Consider the following 23570-nt stretch of genomic DNA (forward strand, 5'->3'; position numbering starts at 1 on the left):
ACCGGTTAGTTCGGTAATCGACCTCGACGCTCGAGAAGCGCGAGGACGACGACCGTAACGGCGAGGAAAACGGCCGCGACGCGAAAGACCGAGTCGTAGGCGTAGCCGTGCTCGATGAAAACGCCGAGAACGAGCGACCCCAGCGCCTGTGTGAGCATCCAGACGGAGCTAAAAACTGCGTAGGCGCTCCCGCGACTCGAATCCGGGAGCGTATCGAGGAGGAACGTGTCCGTCGCCGGAAACAGCGAGTGGATGACGAACCCGACGACGCTCGAGATGGCGATCAGTCCGACCACTCCCTCGACGAACGTAAGCACGAACAGCGACGCGGCGAAACAGGCGACGATTCCGAGCAGGTACGGAACGCGCGGCAGTCGGTCTGCCAAGTCGCCGCCGACGAAGAACGCGGGGATGCCGGCCGCGAAGACGACCGAGAGCAACAGCCCCGAGGCCCGCGTGGAGAGTCCCTTCGACTGCATGTAGAGTTCGTAGAAGTTGAAGACGCCCTGCCAGACGAACGACGTTACGCCGACGATCGCCAGCGCGGTCACGATCAGCCGCCACTCGGAGAGCGCGCCGGCGACGAACTGTCGGTCTGCTGCGCCCGCCGTCGGGAGTTCGGTTCGTCTCGCGGCGAGACCCGTATACGCCGTCACGACGACCGAACCGATCGCGATCAGCCACAGCGAGAGCCGCCAGTCGACGACCAGCGTCAGCGTTACGAGCGGCGCCGCGATCACCGCGGCGATCTGACTCGCGGCTCCGTGGATGCCCATGATGCGTCCGACGCGACCCGGAAACAGTTCGCTCAGGAGCGGGTTCGCAGAGACGAAGTAGGTGCCGGAGGCGATGCCCATCAGGAAGGCACCGGCCATGAGGTGTTCGATCGTCGTCGCGGTCGCGGCGAATCCCGAAGCGACCGCGAGGATCGTTCCCGAGCCGAGTACGACGTAGTGTCTGGGGACTTTCGTCAGCAGCCAGCCGGTCGGCAGGCGGGGAGACGCGCTGCCGATCCACGCGAGCGTAACGAGGAGTCCGGCCGCCGCCTCGCCGATCGTGAATTCGGCGATGATCACGTCCAGCAGCGGCGCGAAGATGATTCTGGCGAGGTTGAGAAGAAAGACGAGGCCACAGAGGGAGGCAAACAGTCGCGTACGGCTCACGGTCGATATTCAAACTGAGACGTCTCAAACGTTCCGAATGTCGTGGACGCGAGACGCTGTGTCCGTCGTAGAGACCGAGCGAAGAACGGATCCGAGACGCTCGCGATATCTGTTCGATAGCGATACGACAGCGACAGCGACAGTCGATACGCTTATTCGGGGGCAGTCGAATAGCTCACCCGCGGGGGAACGCTACCGTCGGTATCGGCAGCACCTGTTCGAACTGAGACATTCGAAAACCCCGCCGATGGTCACGCAGTTGAGCGCACAACCGACTCGACCATCGTCTCCCCCATCGGCCCACCACTGTCGTTTCGGGGGGTTCCGGCGCCGACCAACCCGTCGGCGTTTTCGACCAGCGAGCGTTCGGGCGAGAGCGTTGCGCATCGGCCGGTACGCTATCACCGCACCGAGCAGATTCGAGACGAGCCCGAACGGGATCTAGTACCGAAGGTTTCGTAATAAGGGTAGCGTCGATTTCGAACCGTGAGCTAACAGATAGCGCTTTGGGCGTACGAGAGCCAACGGAGAGACAACGCGCTCGGAACGTCAGAGATCGTATCGAGAGATTTCCGCCGACTCGCAAACGGGACACGTTTCGGTCTCGGCGTCGACGTTCGTCCCGCAGCGACGACACTCGAAGAGGGACTGGCTTCGACGTCGTTGGAACAGCTGTCTCAGGACGTTCATCGATCGTGATGTCGTAACCGGCGTCGACTGGTCGTGGGGAGCGGCCGCCACAGGGGGTGTTAACCGGCAGGCGATCGCATCGAAAGCGTGACCCGCAGCCGTGTCCACGCCCTTCACGTCCTCGTTTCCGTCGCCCACGGGATATACGTGAGCCAACCGGAGTGAAAGTGAAACGGACGCCCCGAGTGCGTATTCGTGAGCAGTTGGGCCTCGAGACAGTCACGTCAGTCCGCCAGACATTGCTTTAGCGCTCGTCGGCGAGAGCTACGGCCGCATTATGGGAACCGTCGACGTTGCAATCGGTGTCGATCAGACTGTGTCGCCGGTTGGCTGAGCCCATACAGAGGAGAAGACTCCCTCCGCCGATCTCTCGAAAGTGCTGGCCGCCGGAAACGAAGGTATTCCGCGGATGCTCGCACTCTACGACGACCAGGAGATCGAGGCGTCGTGGTACGTCCCAGCCACACGGTCGAAACGTTTCGCGACGAGATCGAAGCCGTCGCCGCCGACGGACACGAACTCGGCGTCCACAGCTACTCCCACGAGAACCCGACCGACCTCTCGCGGGAGCAAGAAGACGAGATTCTCGAGGTGTCGATCGACCTCATCGAGGACGTAACCGGCTCCGAGCCCGTCGGACACCGAGCCAGCTGGTGGGAGTTCAGCGAGAACACGCCGGATCTCGTCGAGACGCACGGCTTCCTGTACGATAGCAGTCTGATGGAGCGGATGTTCGAGCCGAGGTGGCTGCGCAAGGGCGACAGCTGGGTGAAAATCGAGTGCGAACAGGATCCCGAGACGTGGATGGAGCCGCATCAATACGGCGAAGAGACCGACGTCGTCGAGATTCCGATTAGCTGGTATCGCGACGACATCCCGCCGATGCTGTTCATCAAGCAGCCGATCTACCACGCCGGCTACAAGACCCCGAGATAATGTAGAGCAGTACTACGAGCGCCAGTTCGACTACCTCTACAATCGCCGCAGGGCCGGCGTCTACACGTTTACCATCCACCCGGATATCCACGGCCTGCCCCACACGATTCCGCTGTTCGAGGAGTTTATCCAGTACGTCAAGAGCCACGAGAACGCGCAGTTCGTCACGCTCGAGACGGTCGCCGAGAAATTCAGAGACGATCCGTCGGTCTACGAGAGCGAGAGCGACTACGTCTGATACGGTTTGTTGTCCCGATATACCAGTGATTGCTATATCGATATGCCGGTGCAGTCTCACACTGCGGTGATCGGTGGATCGAAACGCCGGCCCTGTCGACGGTCGCGACGGGACCGACAGTTCGGGAACGAAACGCCTCGAGTGCAGCCGTGTGGGCCTTCGTGACCGCTCGAGCGCTGTGGACCTCCCCATTGAACGCGACGAACGTTCCACCGGCGTCGCGCTCGACGAACGCCTCGACGCCGCGAACTGCTGTCAACAGATTGTGCGGCCCATCCGAGCTTACTTCGTCCGGTCGACGTTGCGCTCCCGTCAGAAAGACCGGAAGCTCGGGCTGGACGGCAACGTCGAGGTAGTAGGCCGTCTCCTCGAGCGTATCCGTTCCGTGGGTGAGAACGACGGCGTCGACCGTCGAATCGGCCTCGAGTTCGCGCACTCGTCGGCCGATCGTCTCGAGCGTCTCGCCGTCCATCTCGAAACTCGGGGCCTGTGCGAGCGTTTCAACCGAGAGCGTAGCGTGGGACTCGAGTTCGGGGATCGACTCTACGAGTTCCTCCCCGGTCCGCGTCGGCCGCGGACCGCCGTCCGCGTCGGTACTCGCGATAGTGCCGCCCGTGCTGAGAAGCGTGACGTTCATGCCGGCCGCTACCACGGGGAGAATCGAAAAGTGCGGGGGAGCACGACGCAAAACGCTCGCTGTCCGGCGAGTCAACACCGACGAGAACTGTTCTTCACCAGCGAACAATTTTCGAAACGAGGCGAGGAACTATTATCTTGCGTTTCGAATGCTACCGTAATGAGTGAAGCCGTCGACGTCACGCAGCGGTGTACGTTTTCGCCGGCAATCGACGTTACCGCCGTTCTGGACCGTCTCGAGGTCCAGTTTCTGGACGTCCACGAGCGCCGCGCGATCGTCATCTTCGCCGGCGCGATCCTCAACCTCGAGTGTCTCGAGGGCGAATTAACTGCTCTCGAAACGGGAGCCGTGACCGTCTACGATCTACCAGTAGATGGACCGAGAGACGGCGTAACTGAAGACGAGGCTGCCAACGAACTGATCGAAGAGTTCGAACAGCAGTTGGTGACCGCCGCCCGGTCAGCGTAATTATGAGCGACGAGACGACGCACGGTAAGGCTCGATCTCCACACCCCCCGTGTGCGAGATGAATTTCGTGGCGGCGGTTCGGAGAGACCCCGTGTGCGAGATGAATTTCCTCCCCGTTGTAAGTGGACACCCCGTGTGCGAGATGAATTTTTGCTCGGTTTCGAGTGGACCCTCCGTGTGCGAGATGAATTAGCTGCGTTCCACTGACACCCCCCGTGTGCGAAATGAAATTTCGCACGCGTCCTCGAGGAATGTTTTCACACGTGTATGAGATACAATCTCGGGTCGTTGATTGTCACACATTCGGGACGGAATGCACCCCGTGTGCGAAATGAAATTACTGGTGGGTATAGCGTTTGGATACTGGCTCGGTCGACCGTCGGCACGACCGACCCTCCCCTACGATCCTTCGAAGAAATCGTCGATCTGCGCGTTGACGACCGATCGAATGAGGTCGTCGTTTTCCTCGATAACCTCGAGGCGAATATCCGTCTGGAGCGTCTCCGCGACGACCTCCGGATCGTCGACGAAGGTGTACTCCTTGTGGACGCCGCTGCCGTAGCCGCGGCCTCGCTTCTCGGAGGTAACGAAGTTGTAGGTCTCCGCCTCGGTCATATACCGGAGGTAGGAATCGCGTGACTTCTGATCCGCGTCCAGGAGGTCCGCGATGTACTGGTAGACGCGGAACGCAACGGTACTCGGAACCGCGCTGAGGTTTCGCTTGGAGTAGACGGGAACGATCGCGGTCGCGTACAGCGAGAGCTTCTTCTGGGTCGACAGCCCCTGCATCTGGGTGAGCGTCCGATCGCGTTCGGCCTCCCGCTGGGCGTCGCGAACGTGTGCTTCGCGAACCGAATCCTCGCCCTGGCGGTCGGCGAGTTCTCCCGCCTTCCGGAACAGATCGATCGCCTTGCGGGCGTCGCCGTGGTCCTGTGCGGCGAACGCCGAGCTGAGCGGGATGATCCCGTCCTCGAGGACGTCGTCGTGGTAGGCGTCGCGACGTCGGTCCAGGATCGCCTGCAGCTGATTCGCGTCGTAGTCCGGGAAAACGACGTCCTGCGGATTAAACGAACTCTCGGCTCGACCGTCGAGATTTTCCATGAATCGTGGGTCGTTCGTCAGCGCCGCAACCGAGATGTCGCCCTCGATCCGTCCGAGTTGAGAGGCTCGAGAAAGTTGGTAGAGGAGTTTCGAGTAGGCGGGTTCGTCGTTCGGATCGCGCTGGCGGCCGACGAGGAGGTCGACCTCGTCGAGGATGATGATGACCGAATCGAAGTACTTGCTCAGGAGTTCGTAGAAGCGACGGAGTTTCTGGTCGGTCGAAATACCGCTTTCGGGGATCTTGGCGTCGACGCCGGCTTCGGCCGCCGCGTTCTCGACGAGCCGATAGACCGCGCGGTCGTGGGACTTGATCGTCTGACAGTTGATCTGGACGACGCCGAAGCGAAGCTCCTGTGCGGTCGCCAGGTCGGCGACCTGCTCGCAGACCGCGTTGATGATCAGGGACTTGCCGGTACCGGACGGCCCGTAGAGAAGCATGTTCGGTGGACGATTCCCCTGTAAGATCGGTCGGAGGTACGTGATGATATCGTCGAGTTGCTGGTCGCGACCGACGATCCTGTCCTCGTCGATGACCGTATCCGGATCGAGTAACGCCTTATCACGAAAGACGGAGTTCTGGACCCCCTCCTGCAAACGACCTTTGATAGACTGTGAAAGAGACTGCTGGTCGTTGCCATCAGTCATAGTATCCGAGTCGCGGCGGTCCCATAAATAACTGTGGGAAACCGTGTGCGAGGTCAAATAGAGAGATATTGGGCGAGAGAAGGGCTCTCTCGGGATAGATTTAGATATTGAATATAACCGTGGGCAAAGTCAAATCGAATCGGGACACCCCGTGTGCGAAATGAAATTTGGACCGTATTCAGTCTGATCATTGGACCGTATTCAGTCTGATCACTGCTTCTATTCAGACTGGCCAATTCAGCGCTTGGCCCCAGGGCGGGTTACCACGGGGACGCCGGACACCGCGGAACGCTGGAGCACCGAATTCCGTCGGCGAGAGAGTACGTGAGAGGACCGCCAACCGGGGAAACACGGAAGAGGCCGTTTTGAGTATGAAGTAGCGTTCTCGAGATGTGGTTGAGCCAAGTCGCCGAACCACGGTTGCTCAGACACTGGGAGAAGTACTGGGAGCTACGGCGATAGTAGCCACAGCGAGACAAATAGTGCGAGACAAGAGGTAGATACGTGAGGTGGTAACGTCCACCATTAACACCCTCCCCCCGTGTGCGAAATGAAATTGGCCTCGAGAGTGGGTGGGGGTGAGCGGTAGTTTGGTGACAGAGATTGCTTATACAGCCGATATCTCACGATAGGATAACCGTAAACCCAATATAGTGCGTTCTTCGAGTTAACCATTCCTAGTGGAAAGATTTATTTCTATAGGTTAGAAACAGTAACCGCACTAGACCTTGCGGGACCTAGAATGAGATATCGGATGGTAATCTCTGATACTATCTAACCGGGCCGCTACTGACACCAAGGTAGGTTAAACAATCTCTGGCTTCGGCCGATTACGAATGCCTCAACGATTCTCCCGGCAGTTCCGTCGATCTTTTCCTCCACTTCCGATCGGCCGACCCGTTCTCACTCTCAGCGAATTCATTTCGCACACGGGGGGAGGGGGTGACGTTCCAACTCCCTGCTGTTCTATTTTCTCTCTGTTTGCCTCCCACTTCCTTCCCCACCGAACACTCAGGTTTGTCCCGATCTTCTCCCAACTTCTTTTCCTTTCCTTCACTTCCCTACTCCTTTTCCGACTGCTCTACCCTTTCCCAACTGCTCTAACTCCTGTCTTCCCTAACCGCTCTAACTTCCGACTTCCCTAACCGCTCTAACTTCCGACTTCCCTAACCCTTTCTCGACTGCTGGAGTTCGCTTCGCGAACAACACCAGTCTGGTCGAGACGGTCGATCAGTTCGACCACACAACTGATCGACCACCTGTCTCGTTGGATCGACAGGCCGACACCGTCGAGTTCTGTTCGGCCGATCTCGACGCCGATCACGTGGCGGACGCTTTCACTCGTCTCGAGGTACCGCTCGTCGGCGAACGGACGTCACGCGTTCTTCGCCTCAACCGGATGTCACGCGTCTCTCGTCCCAACCACCGCCGCCCAGATAGAACACGCCGTCGCCAGCCGGGTCGTTTCCCTCGAGGACGGCCGGTTTTCTTTCCTTGGCGACCGTGAACGCTTTCGAAGCACGGGGTGGCGAGGTAGTCGCGGAGTACTGTTACGTGCTCTCACCCGTGGCCAAGAAATACAGCTATGTGTGTGAGAGTGTGATCGATAACGGGTACTCGTTCCGACTGAAAACCCCGAAGACTACCAGTCGAGACTTCCTCCGCTCTGATATTCTGTCACCTGCGTCTCGAAGAAGTTCTTCTCCTTGTTCAAGTCAACCTGCTCGGACATCCACGGGAACGGATTTGCTGTCCCGTACTGTTCCGGTACGTCGAGTTGCCCGAGTCGTCGGTCAGCGATGTGTTCTACGTATTCGGCGAACTGCTCGGGACTCATCCCGAGGATTTCACCAGGACATGCCTCGTAGGCGTAGACTTTCTCCAACTCGACGGCTTCTGTTATCAAGTTAATCACTTCGGCCCCGAACTCGTCAGTCCACACACCGGGATTCTCCATCCGGATCTGATTGATGAGATCGACCCCGAACCCAACGTGGAGCGACTCATCGCGCATGATGTACTCGAACTGTTGCCCAACGCCAACCATCTTGTTTTGGCGCTTCAGACCGAGCATCATGGCAAACCCGGCGTAGAAGAATATTCCTTCCATAATTACGTAGAACCCTACGAGATCTCGAAGGAAACTGCGTAAATCTTCGTCCGTTTCGATAGTGAAGCCCGTCCTGTTGATTACCCGCGTCAAGTCGACTACAAACTCGTCTTTTTCCTGTATCGACGGGACACGATTGTACATTCCGTAGAGATACTCGGGTTCGAACCCGAGCGAATCACAACAGTAAATGAACGTGTCCGTGTGGATGGCTTCTTCGTACGCTTGCCTGAGCAGATACTGGCGACATTCGGGTGCAGTGACGTAGTCATAAACTGCGAGCACGATATTGTTCGCTGTCAGGGATTCGGCGGTCGAGAAGAACCCGAGGTTCCACTCAACGAGTTGGCGCTCGGCATCCGAGAGGGCGTCACCGTTCCACTGAGTGACGTCGTCTTGCATCGGAATTTCTTCGGGAACCCAATTGTTGTTCACCCCCGCTTCGTAGTACTCGCGGGCCCAGTCGTAGTCGATCGGAAGGACCTTGTTCGGATCGTGTTCGGCGTCGTTGTTGATGATTGGCATTGTCGTAGTGAGTAATGTCTGTATGTGTATGCGTGTCTTACTGACAGGCCTCACAGGTGGGATCCTCGACTCTGCAGCGGTCGTCCTCGTCATCGGAACGATCACCAGTAGAGTCGAGGGCCGCTGACGAAGACTTATCCCGATATTGGGTATTCCCGTAGTCAGACATATTCAACGTCGATTTCTCGATTTGGGATGCACCGAGTGTTCGGAGATAGTAGGTCGTTTTCAGACCCAACTCCCACGCAGTCTCGTACACATCGGCGAGGAGCGATCCGTCGGTGGAGGGGAAAAAGACGTTGTGCGAGACGGATTGGTCGATCCACGTCTGTCGGTGTGCCGTCAGTCGAATCTGATGGCGCGGGTCGATCTCGAAGGCGCCGCGGTACAGTCGCTTCAACTCGTCCGGGATGACATCGATCTCTTGAACCGACCCATCGTGATACTTGATACGGTCGACCAGTTCGTCGTCCCAGAGCTCCGCTTCTTGCAGATCTTCGACGAGGTAATCGTTGATGATCGTGAAATCTCCAGACATGTTCGACTTCACGTAGAGATTCGAATACAGCGGCTCGATCGACGGCGTCGTCCCGTTGATAGTCGAAATGGTCGCCGTTGGAGCAATGGCCATCGTGTTCGAATTTCGCATTCCGTGTTTTTCGACGTGTTCACGGACGACGTACCAGTCGAGCGTCTCCTCGCGATCGGTCGGGATCTCTCGGCCACGTTCGTCCTCGAGACGGTCGACAGTATCTTGTGGAAGGAGACCGCGATCCCACTTCGACCCCTCGTAGGATGGATACGGGTCTCGTTCCGCCGCGAGCTTCGAGGAGTTGAGAATCGCGTGATACGAAACGAATTCCTGCCAGCGGTTAGCCTTCTCGACCGCTTTTTCGGCGTCCATCGGGATTTCCAACTGCATGAGTGCGTCGTGAAATCCCATGATTCCAAGTCCGATCGGCCGGTGTCGCATATTCGAGCGTTCAGCCTCGTCGGTCGGATAGAAACAGAGATCGACGACGTTATCGAGCATCCGCATCGCCGTCTCGATGGTGTCTGCGAGGTACTTACGGTCGAGTTCACCGTCGGAGATATGCGTCGCGAGATTCACGCTCCCGAGGTTGCAGACGGCGTGTTCGTCCGCATCTGTGTTGAGCGTGATCTCTGTACAGAGGTTCGAGGAGTGGACCGTTCCGGCGTGGTCCTGTGGGGAACGAATATTGCAGGGGTCTTTAAACGTGAGCCACGGATGTCCCGTCTCGAACAATCGAGTGAGCATCCGCCGCCAGAGATCCTCGGCGTCGACGCGGTCGTACTGTCTGAGTTTTCCCCCGTCGGCTTGCTGCTCGTAGTCGCGGTAGCGCTCTTCGAACGCCTCTCCCGTCAGGGTGTGAAGCTCGGGAACCTCGTCGGGGCTAAACAGTGTCCACTCCCCGCCGTTCTCGACGCGCTTCATGAACAGGTCTGGAATCCACGCGGCGGTGTTCATGTCCGGCGTGCGCCGCCGCTCGTCGCCCGTATTCCGCTTCAGATCGATGAATTCGGGGAAATCCAGGTGCCAACACGCTAGGTATGCACACGCGGCACCTCGGCGTTTTCCTGAGCGGTTAATGGCAGCCGTAACGTCGTTACTGATACGGAGAAACGGCACCACGCCGGTCGACTCGACGCCTGTACTTTCGATGAGTGCGCCGGCCGATCGGATATTCGTCCAGTCATTGCCGAGCCCGCCGCTCCACTTCGAAAGCTGTGCATGGTGTTTGTATGAGTCGAAGATGTCCTCCAGGTCGTCCTGCACCGTCGTCAGGTAACACGACGAAAGCTGCGGGTGAGTCGAACCACTGTGGAACAGCGTCGGCGTCGAGGGGGTAAATTCCAGACTCGAGAGCACGTCGTAGAATTCCTTGGCCCGTGATTGTGGATCGTCCTCTTCGATTGCGAGCCCCATCGCGACCCGCATCCAGAACGCCTGCGGAAGCTCGAGGTATTCTCCGTTCTGCTCGGTTTTGAGGAAGTACCGCTGGTAAAGCGTCTCCATCGCCATATACTCGAACTGCCGATCCCGATCGAGTTCGAGGTAGTCGGCAAGGTCAGCCAGGTCAAACCGCTCGGTGAGACGCTCGTCGAGGAGATTGAGATCGACAGCCCGTTGGAGGTTCGTGACGAACGTCTCACGGTATGCGCGATCGAGTTCGAACCCAGTTAGGTCTTCGTCAAGTATCTCTCGGTAGTACCGCTGCCGGAAGACCGCGGCCGCAACGCGTTTGAGCGTCGGCTCGCTCTCTACGCGCGCAGTCAGTGCCTGGACAACGGCTCGATACACCTCGTCGGTGGATGCGCTTTCGTAGAGATTGCGTTCGATCTCGGTGATGAGGTCGTTCCAGTCTGCTGCAGTCAGATTCGTTTCGATGTCTGTGCGTGCTCGGTCAATGATCGACCGGATATCGGGGGTCGTCGCGGTGGATTGTTGGCTCATGTGTCAGGCGATTGGTTGTCTGCTGTCGCTGGTTCGAAGTCGTCGACGTCTGCATCAAGGACCGCATCAAGTTCGCGACGGAATTCCTCGGGTTCGGAGAAGGCCTTGTAGCCCGAGACGAATCGGATGTACGCGACCGTGTCGACCTCGCGTAACCGATCGGCGACATATTCCCCGATGAGACTCGACGGGACGGCGTGTGTCTCTCGGGCTTGAAGCGTACTCTCGACGTCGTCGACGAGACTCGTCACTCGCGTCTCGGCTACGCCGCGCTTCTCGACTGCGCGTTCGATGCCTTCGCGACGTTTCGTCCTGGCAAAGGGTTCGATGACTCCGTCGCGTTTTTTTACCCGGAGGGAGTTCCACTTCGGACGTTCGTCGGTCGTAACGCGGAACGAACACCGTTGGCACCCACGACGCCGTCGGACCGAGGCTCCGTCAGCACTGGTTTCGGTATCGATGACGCGCGTTCGTTTGTCTCCGCAGTCCGGGTAGTCCATAGTTGTCACTAGTCGGCCCTCTAGCTACTTGGCCCCATATGCAGGGGCTGCTGTTTCTAGCCGCAACATCCGGTGACAGTGGTATTCACATAAAACTTTCCAAGTGTGATTGCACTAGTACAACTACACTTGTTATGTGATCTCGAGCGGACAGAATGGACTCTCGGAGCTGTCTACAAACACTTGCTCTGGCGTTTGTCATCGAGCGTTTGGTTCGGCCAATGAGCATCGAGACGGTTTGAAACAACTTTCCGACGCAGTATCGGCCACTCGCTGTGACTGGGGATTTATTGATTTGCCCGTCGTTCCCACAATAATGTCAGCTATATACCACCAATACGGGGGAGATCACGCGTTGGTCGGACCGGTCACTGTGACAGACCTCGGTTTCGGAGTGGAATTTCCCACGACATCTGCTCGGGAGACGCAGGGCGTCTCTTTGCTGGACGCGGGTTACGAGATAGACGAGGGAAGCGTCCATGAAGACTGATCTACAAGCGTTCACTCGGTCCCACCAGATCACACTCTTCTTCCTCTTTGCAATCGCGTTCACGTGGACGATCCACGGTCTCGAATTTATTGCCGGTCTACCAACCCCGTTTGGAGTGTTAGGACCGTTAGTCGCTGCGGCATTCCTCACGTGGGTGACCGGTGGAAGCCTCCGGCAGTGGGCAGGCCAGGTGCTCATCTGGCGGACCGGTCTGCGCTGGTACCTGATCGCAATCGTCGGACTCCCTGTCGTCCTCGTTGCCGGTTCGACGGTGTTGTACGTGATTCTGACCGGCGACCCGCCACGGCTGGAACTGCTTCCTGGGAGAACGGGATTAATCGCCGGGTACTTTTTGTTTCAGTTCTTCCTCATGGGTGGACTCGAAGAGTTCGGCTGGCGCGGGTTCGCGCTGCCACGACTCCAGGAACGATATACCGCTCTCATTGCAAGTGTCGTGATCGGTATCGTATGGGCGGTCTGGCACGCGCCGCTGTTTTTCGTCCCGGGTACCTTCTACTCGCAAATCCACCCGGCGTTGTATCTCTTCCAGACGATCGGAACGTCGGTGATGATCACGTGGGTGTACAACAGTACTGGCGGCAGCGTTTTGCTGGCGATGCTGTTCCACGCTGCCAGCAACGTGAGCATGCTGCTCTACCCCTATGAAATCGATATAGAGGTGATCGAAACTCCACTCGCGGTAGACGTGTCGATGACGATCGTCTATCTCGTCGTTGCAGCTTTGCTCGTGGTCGTCTACGGTGGCAGGAAGCTTTCGACCCGCGAGACGATTCCCGGCACGGAGCACACTGGGGGGGTTTCAGCAAACCAGTCCAATACCTCCGAGACAGGGTAACCGATGCGCATCACTGAACGACTCGCTACAATCGCACCGAACCCGACGAATCCCTATTTTTTCGTCGTCATCTATCTCGGCTGGGCGTGGTTCTTCTGGGGATTCATTATCCTGTCCGGAGAGAGCGTCTGGACGTTTCCGAACGTGTTGGTATTCTATATTGGTGGACTCAGTCCAACAGTGGGTGGTATCGTCCTGACCCACCGGGTCGGCGGATGGTCAGGACTTCATGATCTCTGGGACCGGAGCGTCAATACTCGCCGAATCAGCCCCAGGTGGTATTTGATCTGCATTTTCCTCCAGCCCGCGATTACGTTACTAGCGGCAGGTCTCGTACTACTGCTCGGCGCGTCGGATCAACCATTGAATCCCTCAATAGCCGTGGAATCACTAGCCTTGCTCCTGACTTTCACGCTCCTTGCAGGCATAGTCGAAGAGATCGGATTGTCCGGCTACTTCGTCCATCGACTGCTCGAGTTCCGGGTCGTCGTCGCAGTCGGCGTGATCACTGGGGTCGTGTGGGCAATCTGGCACGTTCCCCTGTGGCTGATGGAGGATTACTATGGCGCGGCCACGATCGATCCAAATCCGTTCTACTTCTTTGGCGGAATGGTGTTTGTGCAGATCATCTACGTGTGGATCTACCACAACACAACCAAAAGCGTTCTCGCAGCGATCATCTTTCACACGATGGTGAACGCCACCGGAGAGATTCTTGGACCTGCGGACGTGGTAGAACGGTACGTGTTCTATCTCACGATCGTTCTCTGCCTGCTGATACTGATAGACGAACGGTGGGTCACAGTAGCGGATGTTTACGACATCCTTAGTTACAGGTGACGGGACTGGGAATTATCGAGCGAGAGTGAGCAATTCATCGATATCGTTCGATTCTGGTTTAATAGAATCGCTGGATGAGTTGCTCAATCGGCCACGAAAGCATCCATAGGAGCCACGTCGCATCGACGAGTACAAACGCGAGGGGAAGGCTGGCCAGAATGACGATCGTGTCCGCGCTCTGACGGAGAAATTCTCGCCGAATGGGCACGTCTTCGATGAGTAGACCACGCCACCACGCGTACACCATCATTGCGTCTCTGACAACGAGGAGCATCGCCATCGTCCCACCGAACATGACCCACGCCCACGGATTTTCGGGAAATTGTCCAACCGCTTCGCTCACAAACGGGATGAGAATGATCGGGACAAGGTACAGGAAGTTCATCCCGATGAGCGTAGTGTCGATGCCACGAAAGTTTCGGAGCAACTTGTGGTGCTCCCACCAGTAGAGGGCGACAACGAAGATAGAAATCACAAACGCAACCGTTACGGGCACCAGATTCGGAAGTGCCTGCCCGAAGGATTCCTCACCCCCGCCAGTGTCGAGAACGAAATTCGTCCCGAGAAGCGTGAACGAAAAACCAAACACGGCGAGACTGAACCGTTCGACACTTGAGAACAGATCAGTCTCGACTGGAGAAAGATCGTCTGGAAAGTCCTGTCCGTCAGTCGTGGTGGTCTCGTTGTTAGTCATGTGTTTCAATCAACTTACGTATTCCTTCAACAATCTGGCTGATCAATTTAGCTATTAGACAGCGAACAATGGTCGCAGACGCTGAAAGCATACGCCGATCGCAAGTTCTGGAAGTGTCTTGCGAAACCGACTATCTCGTGCTCCATTCGCGCCCTGCGTCAGCACGATCACTAGAATGTGTCACTTCCTGCGGATTACAATAACGCCAGTGATTCAAATTCCTCGCCGTGTGCACGCCCCAGACCCCCTCACAAGTCAGTCCCGGATTTCGAGATCGGCGAAAACGGCGAACCCCGTGACAACAAGGTCAGGCTCGTCGTCCGCTGTTCGTTTGTCCGAGCTCACAGAACGGCGGTCGATAGTGTCCGCGAGGATGGTAAGAACCTCCAGTCGAACGTCCCACTCCTGTGGAACTCGGATCTCCGTATCACCGAACACCGTGACAGATTCGACGATTGCCGGTGTCGACTGGATGTTTCCGTCACGGAGGTCAAGACGAGCGTCACCGAACACAGAGACAAGCTCTGCTCCGGTAAAGTGGTCGGATGTCACCCGGCGCTCGTCCGTTCCGAAGACACCTACCGCGCGTATCTCGTCGGCACTGTAGTCTCCGGCAAGCCGCAAGCGTTGTCGCCGTCGTGACCGATTCACGACGATGAGAACACCGAGGAGGACGATAAACAGCGGCCACCACGTTCCGATAGCGTCGTCAGAAATGAACCCGAGGTTCCGTACGAAAAACGCCCCAGCGATAGCGATGACCATGACGGGACCGACGAGATTTCGGAACTCGCTGCGAACGAGCGCCCAGATACCCAACAGGACGAACAACAACGGCACCCACTCCCAGAGCGCCTGTATTTCGAGAACACCGGTCGTGGCGAGCAATAGCAAAATACCGATGAGAATGACGATGCCGCCAGTGGTGAGCCGTTCCCAAAGGTTTTGTGTCATTAGTGAACCCTTTCCAGAGGATTGGCAATAAAATCAATGATATATAATTTAATAGATATATCGCTCTATACGTGTCTCATCGAATCTCCGCAGGTACCGAAGTAAACAGGGATATTCATATCACGCCGCCATGATGAAAGGGACCGTCACAAGCACCAGTTTTGGAAACTCCCACGAAAACGATTCTCCTCGTTACATTCGCACTATCTATTCAGCACGTTTCGGCTGATGTAGAATTCTCGCTTGTCCCGATCGACCACCTCGAGCCAGCGGTCTTCGGTAGCGTGGATCTCGATTTGCCCGTCCTCGATGACGAACTCCCAGGGCTGGGAGTTGTGACTCGATGGGNCCTCGAGCCAGCGGTCTTCGGTAGCGTGGATCTCGATTTGCCCGTCCTCGATGACGAACTCCCAGGGCTGGGAGTTGTGACTCGATGGGGCGAGAATTGCGTGCTGGAAGAGGAATCGTGCACGCTCCGTGAGCGGCTCGTCAGCTGGAAAATCCTCGGGATCGACCCTCCAGACAACGGTTGTCATATCATAACGTTTCATACTGTATCACTCGATATCCTATTGAGACTGCCGCTACAATACCCGTATTCAGCCCCCCAACTATCGATTGGCACCGACACGAGATACGCGGTGTGAGTTCCACACAGGTTGTTCGAACTGCTCATCTTTTATCAACAGGGCGTGAGTCTATCGAAGAAACCGATCGTCAGCTTGTTTTGATTGAATCGTCGACTTCGAGGCGGTGAGCCACCCAGTATCCGCGTCAGATGGAACGTCAAAGTCGGGCACAAATGGCTTAATATCCAGCAATGGTGTCTGATCGACGACATCGATGCCATTGACAGTCACGTTTCTATCTGTGATGGATTCTATTTCGACAACAGAGAGTCCGATTGGATTTGGACGCTGCGGCGCTCGCGTCGCAAAGACGCCCCGCGGTTCGTCATCAAGGAATGGTTCAACCTCCAGAGGCGCAGCATCGTCAGACTCATGAAAGTGATACAGTAAGATACAGTGCGTGAATCCATCGAGGTCTTTTAACCCATCCGCGTACGCTTTCTCGAGTTCGACGATCCCCTCTACAGCGGCATCTCCGACCGGTTGAATCGGCATTCCATCTGGTGATTCGAAAGGCGTTCGGATTTTCCCAATCGACTCGTAATGAATTGACTTTCGGACACAACCGTAGCTGAGGCTTCGAGTGAGAAATCAATTCGTGACCGATACGCGCCCTCGGGCTTGTTTAGACGCGTGAGATCAGTGGTGTCAGATCCTCACGGCTTGCTCGATGTTTCTGACGGCCGCCTTTAGGACGAGCTCTCTGAACTGGCCAAACCACGTTCTAGCCCGCAACGTCTCGCCGAACCGATGTTTCAGTGCGACGAAGATCGCCTCGGCGATCGACCGTCGGTGATAGACGTTCTCGTCGTGGCGAGCGTTGTGCGCTTTGTCGAGTGCGTAGAACTCTCGATGTTTGATTACCGGTCGAATTCCAGCATCCCTGAGTTCGTGCCGCAGCGCGTCCCAGACGTAACTTTTGTCGGCGGTGATCGTGGTCGATCGGGTGAGGTTTCTCGTCAGTACCTGCCGTCCGACCTGGGTGTCGTGCGGTTGTTTCATCGAGAAATGGATATCGAGGATGACGCTGGTATCGCAATCGACGAGTGCTGTCGTCTTGATGTCGTCAAAGTTGTAGCCGACGCGGAGGACGTAGTGGCGGCTGGCTTGATGGCGTTTGAGGCCGGTCGCGTCGATAGCCTGAACGTCGCCGAGGTCGTGCAATGAGACAGACAGCCCCAGTAACACCCAGGATATCGAGCAACCGGCGGTATGGCTGGTTCAGATACTCTCGGAGGCAATGGATCGATATAATCACCCAGTCAGCGTAGCCGCCATCACCCTTCTTGATCGCCGGCGCTTGCTCGCCGATGACAGCGTTCTGGGACAAATCGACGCATCGGTCGGTGAAGCGGGCGAGTTGAGACGGCATACTCGCCGCTTCCTCACTCAACGCCACATAATCCCGATCGAGACGGCAACTGAGCGGCGTCTAAACACGGCCCGCGCTGTGTATTCAGCAGAAACTGAACGTTCTGCTCAGATTCTGTCAGAAACCGCCTGCTGCATACAGAGATTGGATGCAGCATCCAACTTGCGTGAACCACAAGCACAGTAGTGACATACCTAACATCCTAAAGCCCGTGCCGCACCGGGAAGCACGGAGTCGGCGAGACAGTTCGAGAAGCCGATAGACTGCATGTGTGCCTCCAACGGTGGAGGGTTTATCCGGACGAAGTGCATTTATGGAGTAATGAGTTCGGCACCGCTGACAGACACCCTTCAGGAGACACTCGCAATTTTCGAGGAAGGCGGGGCGCCTCGGACAACGTCCGAGGTGGCCGAACAGTTCGACCTCGGTCGGCGGAGCGCCTATGAGCGACTGGAGCGCCTCGTCGATCACGACCGACTCGAAACCAAGAAAGTCGGAGGAAACGGACGCGTCTGGTGGCGACCAGCTACGGACGAAAGAGCGACTACACGAGATGCGGTAGAAAGCGAATTCGACGAGGTTTACGATCGCATCTCGGACGGCTTCTACGCCCTCGACGAAGAGTTTCGCTTTCGCTATCTGAACGACCACGCAGCGGACGTACTGGGGCTGGACGAGACGGCAATTGGTGCGGATATTCGTGACGAGGTCGTCCTCACGGAGGCGTTCGAGACCGCGTTGAACGGCGCTCTCGAAACCAAGGAGGCCGTGATCTTCGAAGACTACTACCACCCGGTAGACAGGTGGTTCCACAACGCCATCTATCCCTCAGAATCAGGCCTGTCTGTCTACTTCTACGAAATTACCGAACAGAAGCGACGTGAACGAGAACTGACCCGCTACGAAACGATCGTCGAAACGAGCCCGATCGGTATCACGATCGTCGGCAGCGACGGTGAGATACAGTTCACCAACGACCGTGCCGAAGAGATCTTCGGGCGGAGCAGATCCCGAATCAACGCGCTTAGCTTCGACGATCCGAGGTGGGACGAAGTCGACGAGGACGGCGAACCGCTCTCGCGTGAGGAGTTGCCCTTCCTGCGGATCGTGGAGTCCGGAGAACTACTGCTCGATCAGGTCAGCGGCGTGTTACGTCCGGACGGGGAACGCGTCTGGATCTCCGTCAACGGGGCGCCGGTCTACGACGATCGTGGAGAGATCGAGAGCGTCGTGTTCAGTATCGAAGACATCACTAAACGCAGGGAACAACAACGCGCTCTCGAGGAGAGCGAACGTCGCTATCGGACGCTCGTCGATCACTTCCCGAACGGCGCGGTCGGCCTGTACGACGAGGATCTCACCTACGACATCGTCGGTGGTGAACTCCTCGAGGACCTCGGCTTCAACCCGGATGAGGTCGCGGGCACGACGATACACGATCGCTACCCCGACGAACTCGTCGACCGGATGGAACCGAACTTCCGCGATGTCTTCGACGGCGAGTCGAGTTCGTTCGACATCGATCTCGGCGACCGAGACCTGCTGGCGCACACGCTTCCTGTTCGGAACGCCGACGACGAGATCTACGCGGGGATGCTCGTCGTGCAAGATGTTACCGAACGATGGGAGTACCAGCGCCGGCTCGAGGAGTCGAACGAACGGTTAGAGCAGTTCGCCTACGCTGCCTCCCACGACCTCCAGGAGCCACTGCGGATGGTGAGGAGCTACCTCCAGTTGATCGAGAACCGGTATGGGAATGCGCTCGACGAAGACGGTGAAGAGTTCCTCGAGTACGCTGTCGACGGCGCCGAGCGGATGCGCCAGATGATCAACGGACTGCTCGAGTACTCGCGCGTCGACACGCGTGGCGATCCGTTCGAACCGGTCGATCTCAACGATGTCCTTGATGACGTTTGCGAAGACCTCCAAATGCGGATCGACGAGAGTAACGCCGAGATCACAACCGACGATCTCCCGTGTGTAGATGGCGACGACGGCCAGTTGCGCCGAGTCTTCCAAAACCTGTTGAGTAATGCGATCGAGTACAGTAGGGACGAACCGCCGCAGGTCGACGTTTCCGCCACGCGTGATGACGACCAATGGATCATTTCAGTGCAGGACAACGGTATTGGGATTGATTTAGATGAACAGGAGCGTATCTTCGAGGTATTCCAACGACTGCATACACACGAGGAACACTCGGGGACGGGCATCGGCCTCGCGCTCTCCCGGCGGATCGTCGAGCGCCACGGCGGCGAGATCTGGGTCGACTCTGAGCCCGGCGAGGGAGCGACGTTCTCGTTTACCCTGCCGGCTGTCGATACCTGAACAGTCTGTGCTGAATTTCCATCGTCGTTGATGCATATTCGGAGAGTGCTGTATTCGCGCCGTGTATGCAGCATCAGCTCAGCAGACTATCGTGACACTGTCAGTTCGGGGCTGGTGCATACAGAGCATCGATTCAGCAATCGCTCAGCGTTCGTTTCCATACTGCTCAGTCGTGCTGAGTCCGAATCCTGGCAACGCTAAGAGCGATAGTGGTAAGCACTCCAACACCGGCCGCCATCAGTAGTATTGTGGCTATTGGTGAAGTCGTCATATCAAGTGCATCGAGAAACCACAGCAACGCCAGCGCGGTTAGAGCAAATACGCCCGTTACGTCAGTAGCGTCAGAGGGTACGTCCTTATCGTCGTACCCCCGGGAATGGCGACGGTATCGGTAGGTCACGACCACAAGTGCCGCCAATCCAAACACGAATAACGCACCCGTTGCGGTCGGTGATTCGGTAATCATGGCAGTATTTTCAACATACAAGTTTTTGAAATAACCGAATCGAATGTATTACTTCTGGCTCTGCCTAACTTGGTGAATCACTATTAAGCCTCTGACGACATCACATGCACTCTCGCACAACACATTCCAGAACTCGCCTATGTGAGATACGCGCCCTGTATTCAGCAGAGACTGAACGTTCTACTCAGATTCTGTCAGAAACTCCGTGCTGCATACAGAGGATCAGTGCAGCACGACGACTCTATTTGTTCCACTCCGAAAGTAGTGAACCATCTGCTCACTACACGTGCCAACCTTTTGCTCTGCGTGCGGTCGCGAAGCGACCGCACTCGGCAAAACGTTGATGAAAAGCACTCCTCCCTCCCCTACGGGTCGGTCGCTCGCGGTGGGTGCACACTCGTTGCCCTGTACTGGTCGTTAGATTGCTTGGTCAAGATTGTGGACGATACACCCAAGAGCGAGTTCACGGAACTGCTTCCACCAGCGTCGTGAACGGACGAACGCGCCGTACTTCCGCTTGAGCGCTGAGTTGACTGTCTCGGATTGACTCCGTTGGCCGTAGAGGTCAGCGTCTAAGCGTGCGTTCCATGCCTTGTGGTGCGATGTGAACTCACGATGCTTGATTAGTGGGCAGATCTCGTGTTGACGGGCAAGCCGTCTGATTTTCTGGTCGTCATAGCCTTTGTCACCGAGCAGGATGTCGATAGCTTCTGGATTGCGCTTGATCAATGACGGAGCGATCTGGCTATCGTGTTTTCGTGTCGTCGTTACGTGGAGATCAAGGGCTGCGTTCACTTTGGAATCGACTAGCAGTGTTACTTTGAGTTGCTGAATCGTGAGTTTGGCTCGTTTCGTGTAGTGTTTCGAGCCGTAACTGCGGTCGAATCCCGAAGCATCGATTCCCGCAACGCCGTTGGTCGGGAGCAGTGAAATAGAGAGATTGAAAAGTACTCGCCAGACGGCCATATCGAGTCTATCAAACGCCTTGCACAGTGTTGATGGGGCAGGCAGTTCAGTGAGATCGATCGCGTTCCGAATACGGGGCATCTCGATGAGTTCGTCGAGAAGTGTTCGATACGTCGTATCCATTCGAACTTTGAGACAGAGGAGAACGATGTGCTGATGGGGCGTGTAGCGTTGCTTCGAGAACTTCGAGGAGTATCGGGCTACAGCATGTTGCGCTAACTGAAATGCTTCCTCGACAAACCGGAGCAACCGAGACTTTGGGAGGGTCTGCATCTACTCACACTACCGACTGAACCTGTAACTCACTAAGGATTTCAACAGAGCCTGTGCTGATGGAGCGTATACCGTTGCTTCGAGAACTTCGAGGAGTATCGAGCTACGGCACGTTGCGCTAACTGAAATGCTTCCTCGACAAATCGGAGCAACCGAGACTTTGGGAGGGTCTGCATCTACTCAAACTACTGACTGAACCTGTAACTCACTAAGGATTTCAACAGAGCCAACGAGAAATAATTACAGTCTATCCCCGTAGACTGAATCGAAGCGAGTGTACACCGCTGCAAATGCGATAAAGACAGCAATTGCTCCGACACCGACACCAATCCATTCTCCGTATGGTACACCGTATTCTAACAGACCGATAGCGAGCCGTTCTCCGACAAATGCCATCATCATGATGACGCCTAATCCGAGGAGAAAACTCACAACGAAGTTTCGTTCGATGATATTCTGTTCCATATATGATATTCCTCGTGAGGAGTAATAGGTTTTCCCCTCCTAACGCTCAGTTCGCATGTGTAGTGTGCAGTAGATTCACGTGGATACATCTCTAAAAAAGAGGGTTTCAACAGAGCCAAAGAGACGTTTCTCGAGACGACCGAACGGAGTTGCCTGACCGTCTACGAGTGGCACTCGCCGACTGACTGGCGGAGCGTAGTCGTGACAGGCGAGCTGAACGAACTCGGCGAGCGGATCGACTACGATGTCGAACAACTGTACTACGAGTACGCCGATTCCGGTATCTTCCCGGACCGATCACCCGGTTCGAAGCGTCGTCGTTGTCGATCACGACCCGTGCGGAGGGCGACGATCCCGTCGATTTCAGTCTCGACGGGCGAACTCCTCTCGGCGACCGACCTCGAGGTGTCGATTTGCGAGCGTATCCTCTCTGTACTGGTCGGACCCGACGATTCCGCGATCGATCGATGGCGGCGTCGCTACCGAGCCCAGTAACCGGAAAGGACCTGTTTGGAACCGACGGGTGAGACACCGCTCGCTTATTTGCCCCTCTCCGTCGTAGTGAACCGAGATTCGAGACACCAGTCTCGAGGAGACCACGTGACACAGGTATTCAGATCTCCAGCAGGATACGTACAGGGTCGAAACGTTATTAACGAACTCGGCGAGCACGCCGCAGACCTCGGGGACAGCGCCATTGTTCTTGGGGACGAATTCGTTCTGGACCTCGTCGGCGACCGGGTCCATGACAACCTCGAGTCTGCGGGATTCGACGTTGCACTCGAGGAGTTCAACGGCGAGTGCTCCGAGAAGGAAATCGAGCGCGTCGCCACCGTCCACGAGGAGTTCGGCGCCGATGTGATCGTCGGCGCTGGCGGCGGGAAGGCGATCGACACCGCGAGAGCCGCTCGCGAGCACACTGGTGGCGCGCTCGTGTCGCTGCCGACGATCGCTTCGACGGACGCCCCGACGAGTTCCGTCGCAGTCATCTACACTGAGGACGGCGAGTTCGTCGAGTTTCACGTCTACGAGCGCCATCCCGAACTCGTCATCGTCGACACCGAAATCGTCGCCCAGGCACCGACCCGGCTGTTCCGTGGCGGCATCGGTGACGCACTGGCGACCTGGTTCGAGGCCGACGCAGCACACCGGTCGGGCGCGACGACGATCTTCGACGCGCGATCGACGCGCACGGCCCAGCAGATTGCCAGGCTCGCCTACACCACGCTGCGGGAACACGGCCGCTCGGCGGTGGATGCGGTCGAGAACGACGCCGTCACCGACAGCGTCGAGGCCGTCGTCGAGGCGAACACCTTGCTCAGCGGGCTCGGCTTCGAAAGCGGCGGGCTGGCTGCCGCCCACGCGATCCACAACGGGCTCACGCAACTCGAGGCGACCCACGAGGCGACACACGGGGAGAAGGTCACCGTCGGCACGATATCGCAACTCGTCCTCGAGGGGCGCGACGACGCGTTCGTCGAAGAGGTAGCCGGCTTCGCCTCGTCGGTCGGACTGCCGACGACGCTCGGCGAAATCGGCCTCGAGGATCCCGACCCGGACGAACTCGAAGTCGTGGCGGAGGCGGCCTGCGCGGAGGACGAGACGATCCACAACGAACCGTTCCCCGTGTCGCCGGCGGACGTCCGCGACGCCATCGTCGGTGCCGACGCGATCGGTCGACGTCTCTCGGCAGACGGGGGCAGATGACAGGTCCGGCGATCGAGTGGTAAGCGACTCGAGCACCCGAA

General features: G+C 57.2%; 17 protein-coding genes and 3 pseudogenes. 6 read left to right on the forward strand and 14 right to left on the reverse strand.

Annotated elements, in window-relative coordinates; translation table 11 throughout:
* Positions 1-5: 5 nt before the first annotated feature.
* Entirely contained in the window at positions 6-1163 is a 1158-nt protein-coding gene (locus tag C493_RS18015; protein ID WP_007260923.1) for an MFS transporter, read from the reverse strand.
* A gap of 967 nt (positions 1164-2130) precedes the next feature.
* On the opposite strand from C493_RS18015, the pseudogene C493_RS18025 reads away from it, so the two are divergent.
* A pseudogene (locus C493_RS18025) lies at positions 2131-3027 on the forward strand (polysaccharide deacetylase family protein).
* Here C493_RS18025 and C493_RS18030 read toward each other — a convergent pair.
* Positions 2981-3664, reverse strand: coding sequence for an asparaginase domain-containing protein (locus C493_RS18030; RefSeq protein WP_241430917.1), 684 nt, complete (start codon positions 3662-3664; stop codon positions 2981-2983). The pseudogene C493_RS18025 and the gene C493_RS18030 sit on opposite strands and share 47 nt — an antisense overlap.
* Before the next feature lie 159 nt (positions 3665-3823).
* Here C493_RS18030 and C493_RS18035 point away from each other — a divergent pair, with 159 nt between their 5' ends.
* Positions 3824-4132, forward strand: coding sequence for a hypothetical protein (locus tag C493_RS18035; protein WP_007260927.1), 309 nt, complete (start codon positions 3824-3826; stop codon positions 4130-4132).
* Positions 4133-4531: 399 nt separating this feature from the next.
* On the opposite strand, the gene C493_RS18040 is transcribed toward C493_RS18035, so the two are convergent.
* From C493_RS18040 to nrdR, 4 genes are all read right to left on the reverse strand, one after another.
* Positions 4532-5878, reverse strand: coding sequence for an orc1/cdc6 family replication initiation protein (locus C493_RS18040; protein WP_049889465.1), 1347 nt, complete (start codon positions 5876-5878; stop codon positions 4532-4534).
* A gap of 1642 nt (positions 5879-7520) precedes the next feature.
* Positions 7521-8513, reverse strand: a complete 993-nt coding sequence (locus C493_RS18045) for a ribonucleotide-diphosphate reductase subunit beta (protein WP_007260929.1) — start codon at positions 8511-8513, stop codon at positions 7521-7523.
* A gap of 37 nt (positions 8514-8550) precedes the next feature.
* Positions 8551-10989, reverse strand: coding sequence for a ribonucleoside-diphosphate reductase subunit alpha (locus C493_RS18050; RefSeq protein ID WP_007260930.1), 2439 nt, complete (start codon positions 10987-10989; stop codon positions 8551-8553).
* Entirely contained in the window at positions 10986-11489 is a 504-nt protein-coding gene (gene nrdR / locus C493_RS18055) for a transcriptional regulator NrdR (protein WP_007260931.1), read from the reverse strand. Before nrdR ends, C493_RS18050 begins: the two co-directional genes overlap by 4 nt.
* A gap of 479 nt (positions 11490-11968) precedes the next feature.
* Here nrdR and C493_RS18060 point away from each other — a divergent pair, with 479 nt between their 5' ends.
* Positions 11969-12835: a CPBP family intramembrane glutamic endopeptidase gene (locus C493_RS18060; protein WP_007260932.1), complete on the forward strand. Its 867-nt coding sequence runs from the start codon at positions 11969-11971 to the stop codon at positions 12833-12835.
* 3 nt (positions 12836-12838) lie between these two features.
* Positions 12839-13675: a CPBP family intramembrane glutamic endopeptidase gene (locus tag C493_RS18065; protein WP_007260933.1), complete on the forward strand. Its 837-nt coding sequence runs from the start codon at positions 12839-12841 to the stop codon at positions 13673-13675.
* A 58-nt stretch (positions 13676-13733) separates the two neighbouring features.
* Here the strand turns inward: C493_RS18065 and C493_RS18070 are convergent, their stop codons facing one another.
* The 4 genes and pseudogenes from C493_RS18070 to C493_RS18090 form a co-directional block, all read right to left on the reverse strand.
* Positions 13734-14369, reverse strand: coding sequence for a TMEM175 family protein (locus tag C493_RS18070; protein ID WP_007260934.1), 636 nt, complete (start codon positions 14367-14369; stop codon positions 13734-13736).
* Between the two features lie 255 nt (positions 14370-14624).
* Positions 14625-15323, reverse strand: coding sequence for a LiaF transmembrane domain-containing protein (locus C493_RS18075; RefSeq protein ID WP_007260935.1), 699 nt, complete (start codon positions 15321-15323; stop codon positions 14625-14627).
* A gap of 698 nt (positions 15324-16021) precedes the next feature.
* A complete protein-coding gene (gene tsaA, locus C493_RS18085) occupies positions 16022-16501 on the reverse strand; it encodes a tRNA (N6-threonylcarbamoyladenosine(37)-N6)-methyltransferase TrmO (RefSeq protein WP_049889466.1) in 480 nt (159 codons plus the stop codon).
* Between the two features lie 99 nt (positions 16502-16600).
* A pseudogene (locus tag C493_RS18090) lies at positions 16601-17324 on the reverse strand (IS5 family transposase).
* 321 nt (positions 17325-17645) lie between these two features.
* On the opposite strand from C493_RS18090, the gene C493_RS18095 reads away from it, so the two are divergent.
* Positions 17646-19652 carry a PAS domain-containing sensor histidine kinase gene (locus C493_RS18095; protein ID WP_007260939.1) on the forward strand — a complete coding sequence of 669 codons (2007 nt, stop codon included), beginning with the start codon at positions 17646-17648 and terminating at the stop codon, positions 19650-19652.
* A 166-nt stretch (positions 19653-19818) separates the two neighbouring features.
* Here the strand turns inward: C493_RS18095 and C493_RS18100 are convergent, their stop codons facing one another.
* From C493_RS18100 to C493_RS18110, 4 genes and pseudogenes are all read right to left on the reverse strand, one after another.
* Positions 19819-20118 carry a hypothetical protein gene (locus tag C493_RS18100; RefSeq protein WP_049889469.1) on the reverse strand — a complete coding sequence of 100 codons (300 nt, stop codon included), beginning with the start codon at positions 20116-20118 and terminating at the stop codon, positions 19819-19821.
* Between the two features lie 417 nt (positions 20119-20535).
* Positions 20536-21357 carry an IS5 family transposase gene (locus tag C493_RS18105; protein WP_007260940.1) on the reverse strand — a complete coding sequence of 274 codons (822 nt, stop codon included), beginning with the start codon at positions 21355-21357 and terminating at the stop codon, positions 20536-20538.
* Between the two features lie 53 nt (positions 21358-21410).
* A pseudogene (locus C493_RS22820) lies at positions 21411-21533 on the reverse strand (IS5/IS1182 family transposase); the annotation flags it as partial.
* Positions 21534-21597: 64 nt separating this feature from the next.
* On the reverse strand, positions 21598-21822 hold the full coding sequence (locus tag C493_RS18110; protein WP_007260941.1) for a hypothetical protein: 225 nt from the start codon (positions 21820-21822) through the stop codon (positions 21598-21600).
* 600 nt (positions 21823-22422) lie between these two features.
* Between C493_RS18110 and C493_RS18120 the strand changes: the two genes are divergently transcribed.
* Entirely contained in the window at positions 22423-23529 is a 1107-nt protein-coding gene (locus C493_RS18120; RefSeq protein ID WP_007260943.1) for a glycerol dehydrogenase, read from the forward strand.
* Positions 23530-23570 lie beyond the last annotated feature (41 nt).

The organism is Natronolimnohabitans innermongolicus JCM 12255 (assembly GCF_000337215.1).
GTDB classification, from domain to species: domain Archaea; phylum Halobacteriota; class Halobacteria; order Halobacteriales; family Natrialbaceae; genus Natronolimnohabitans; species Natronolimnohabitans innermongolicus.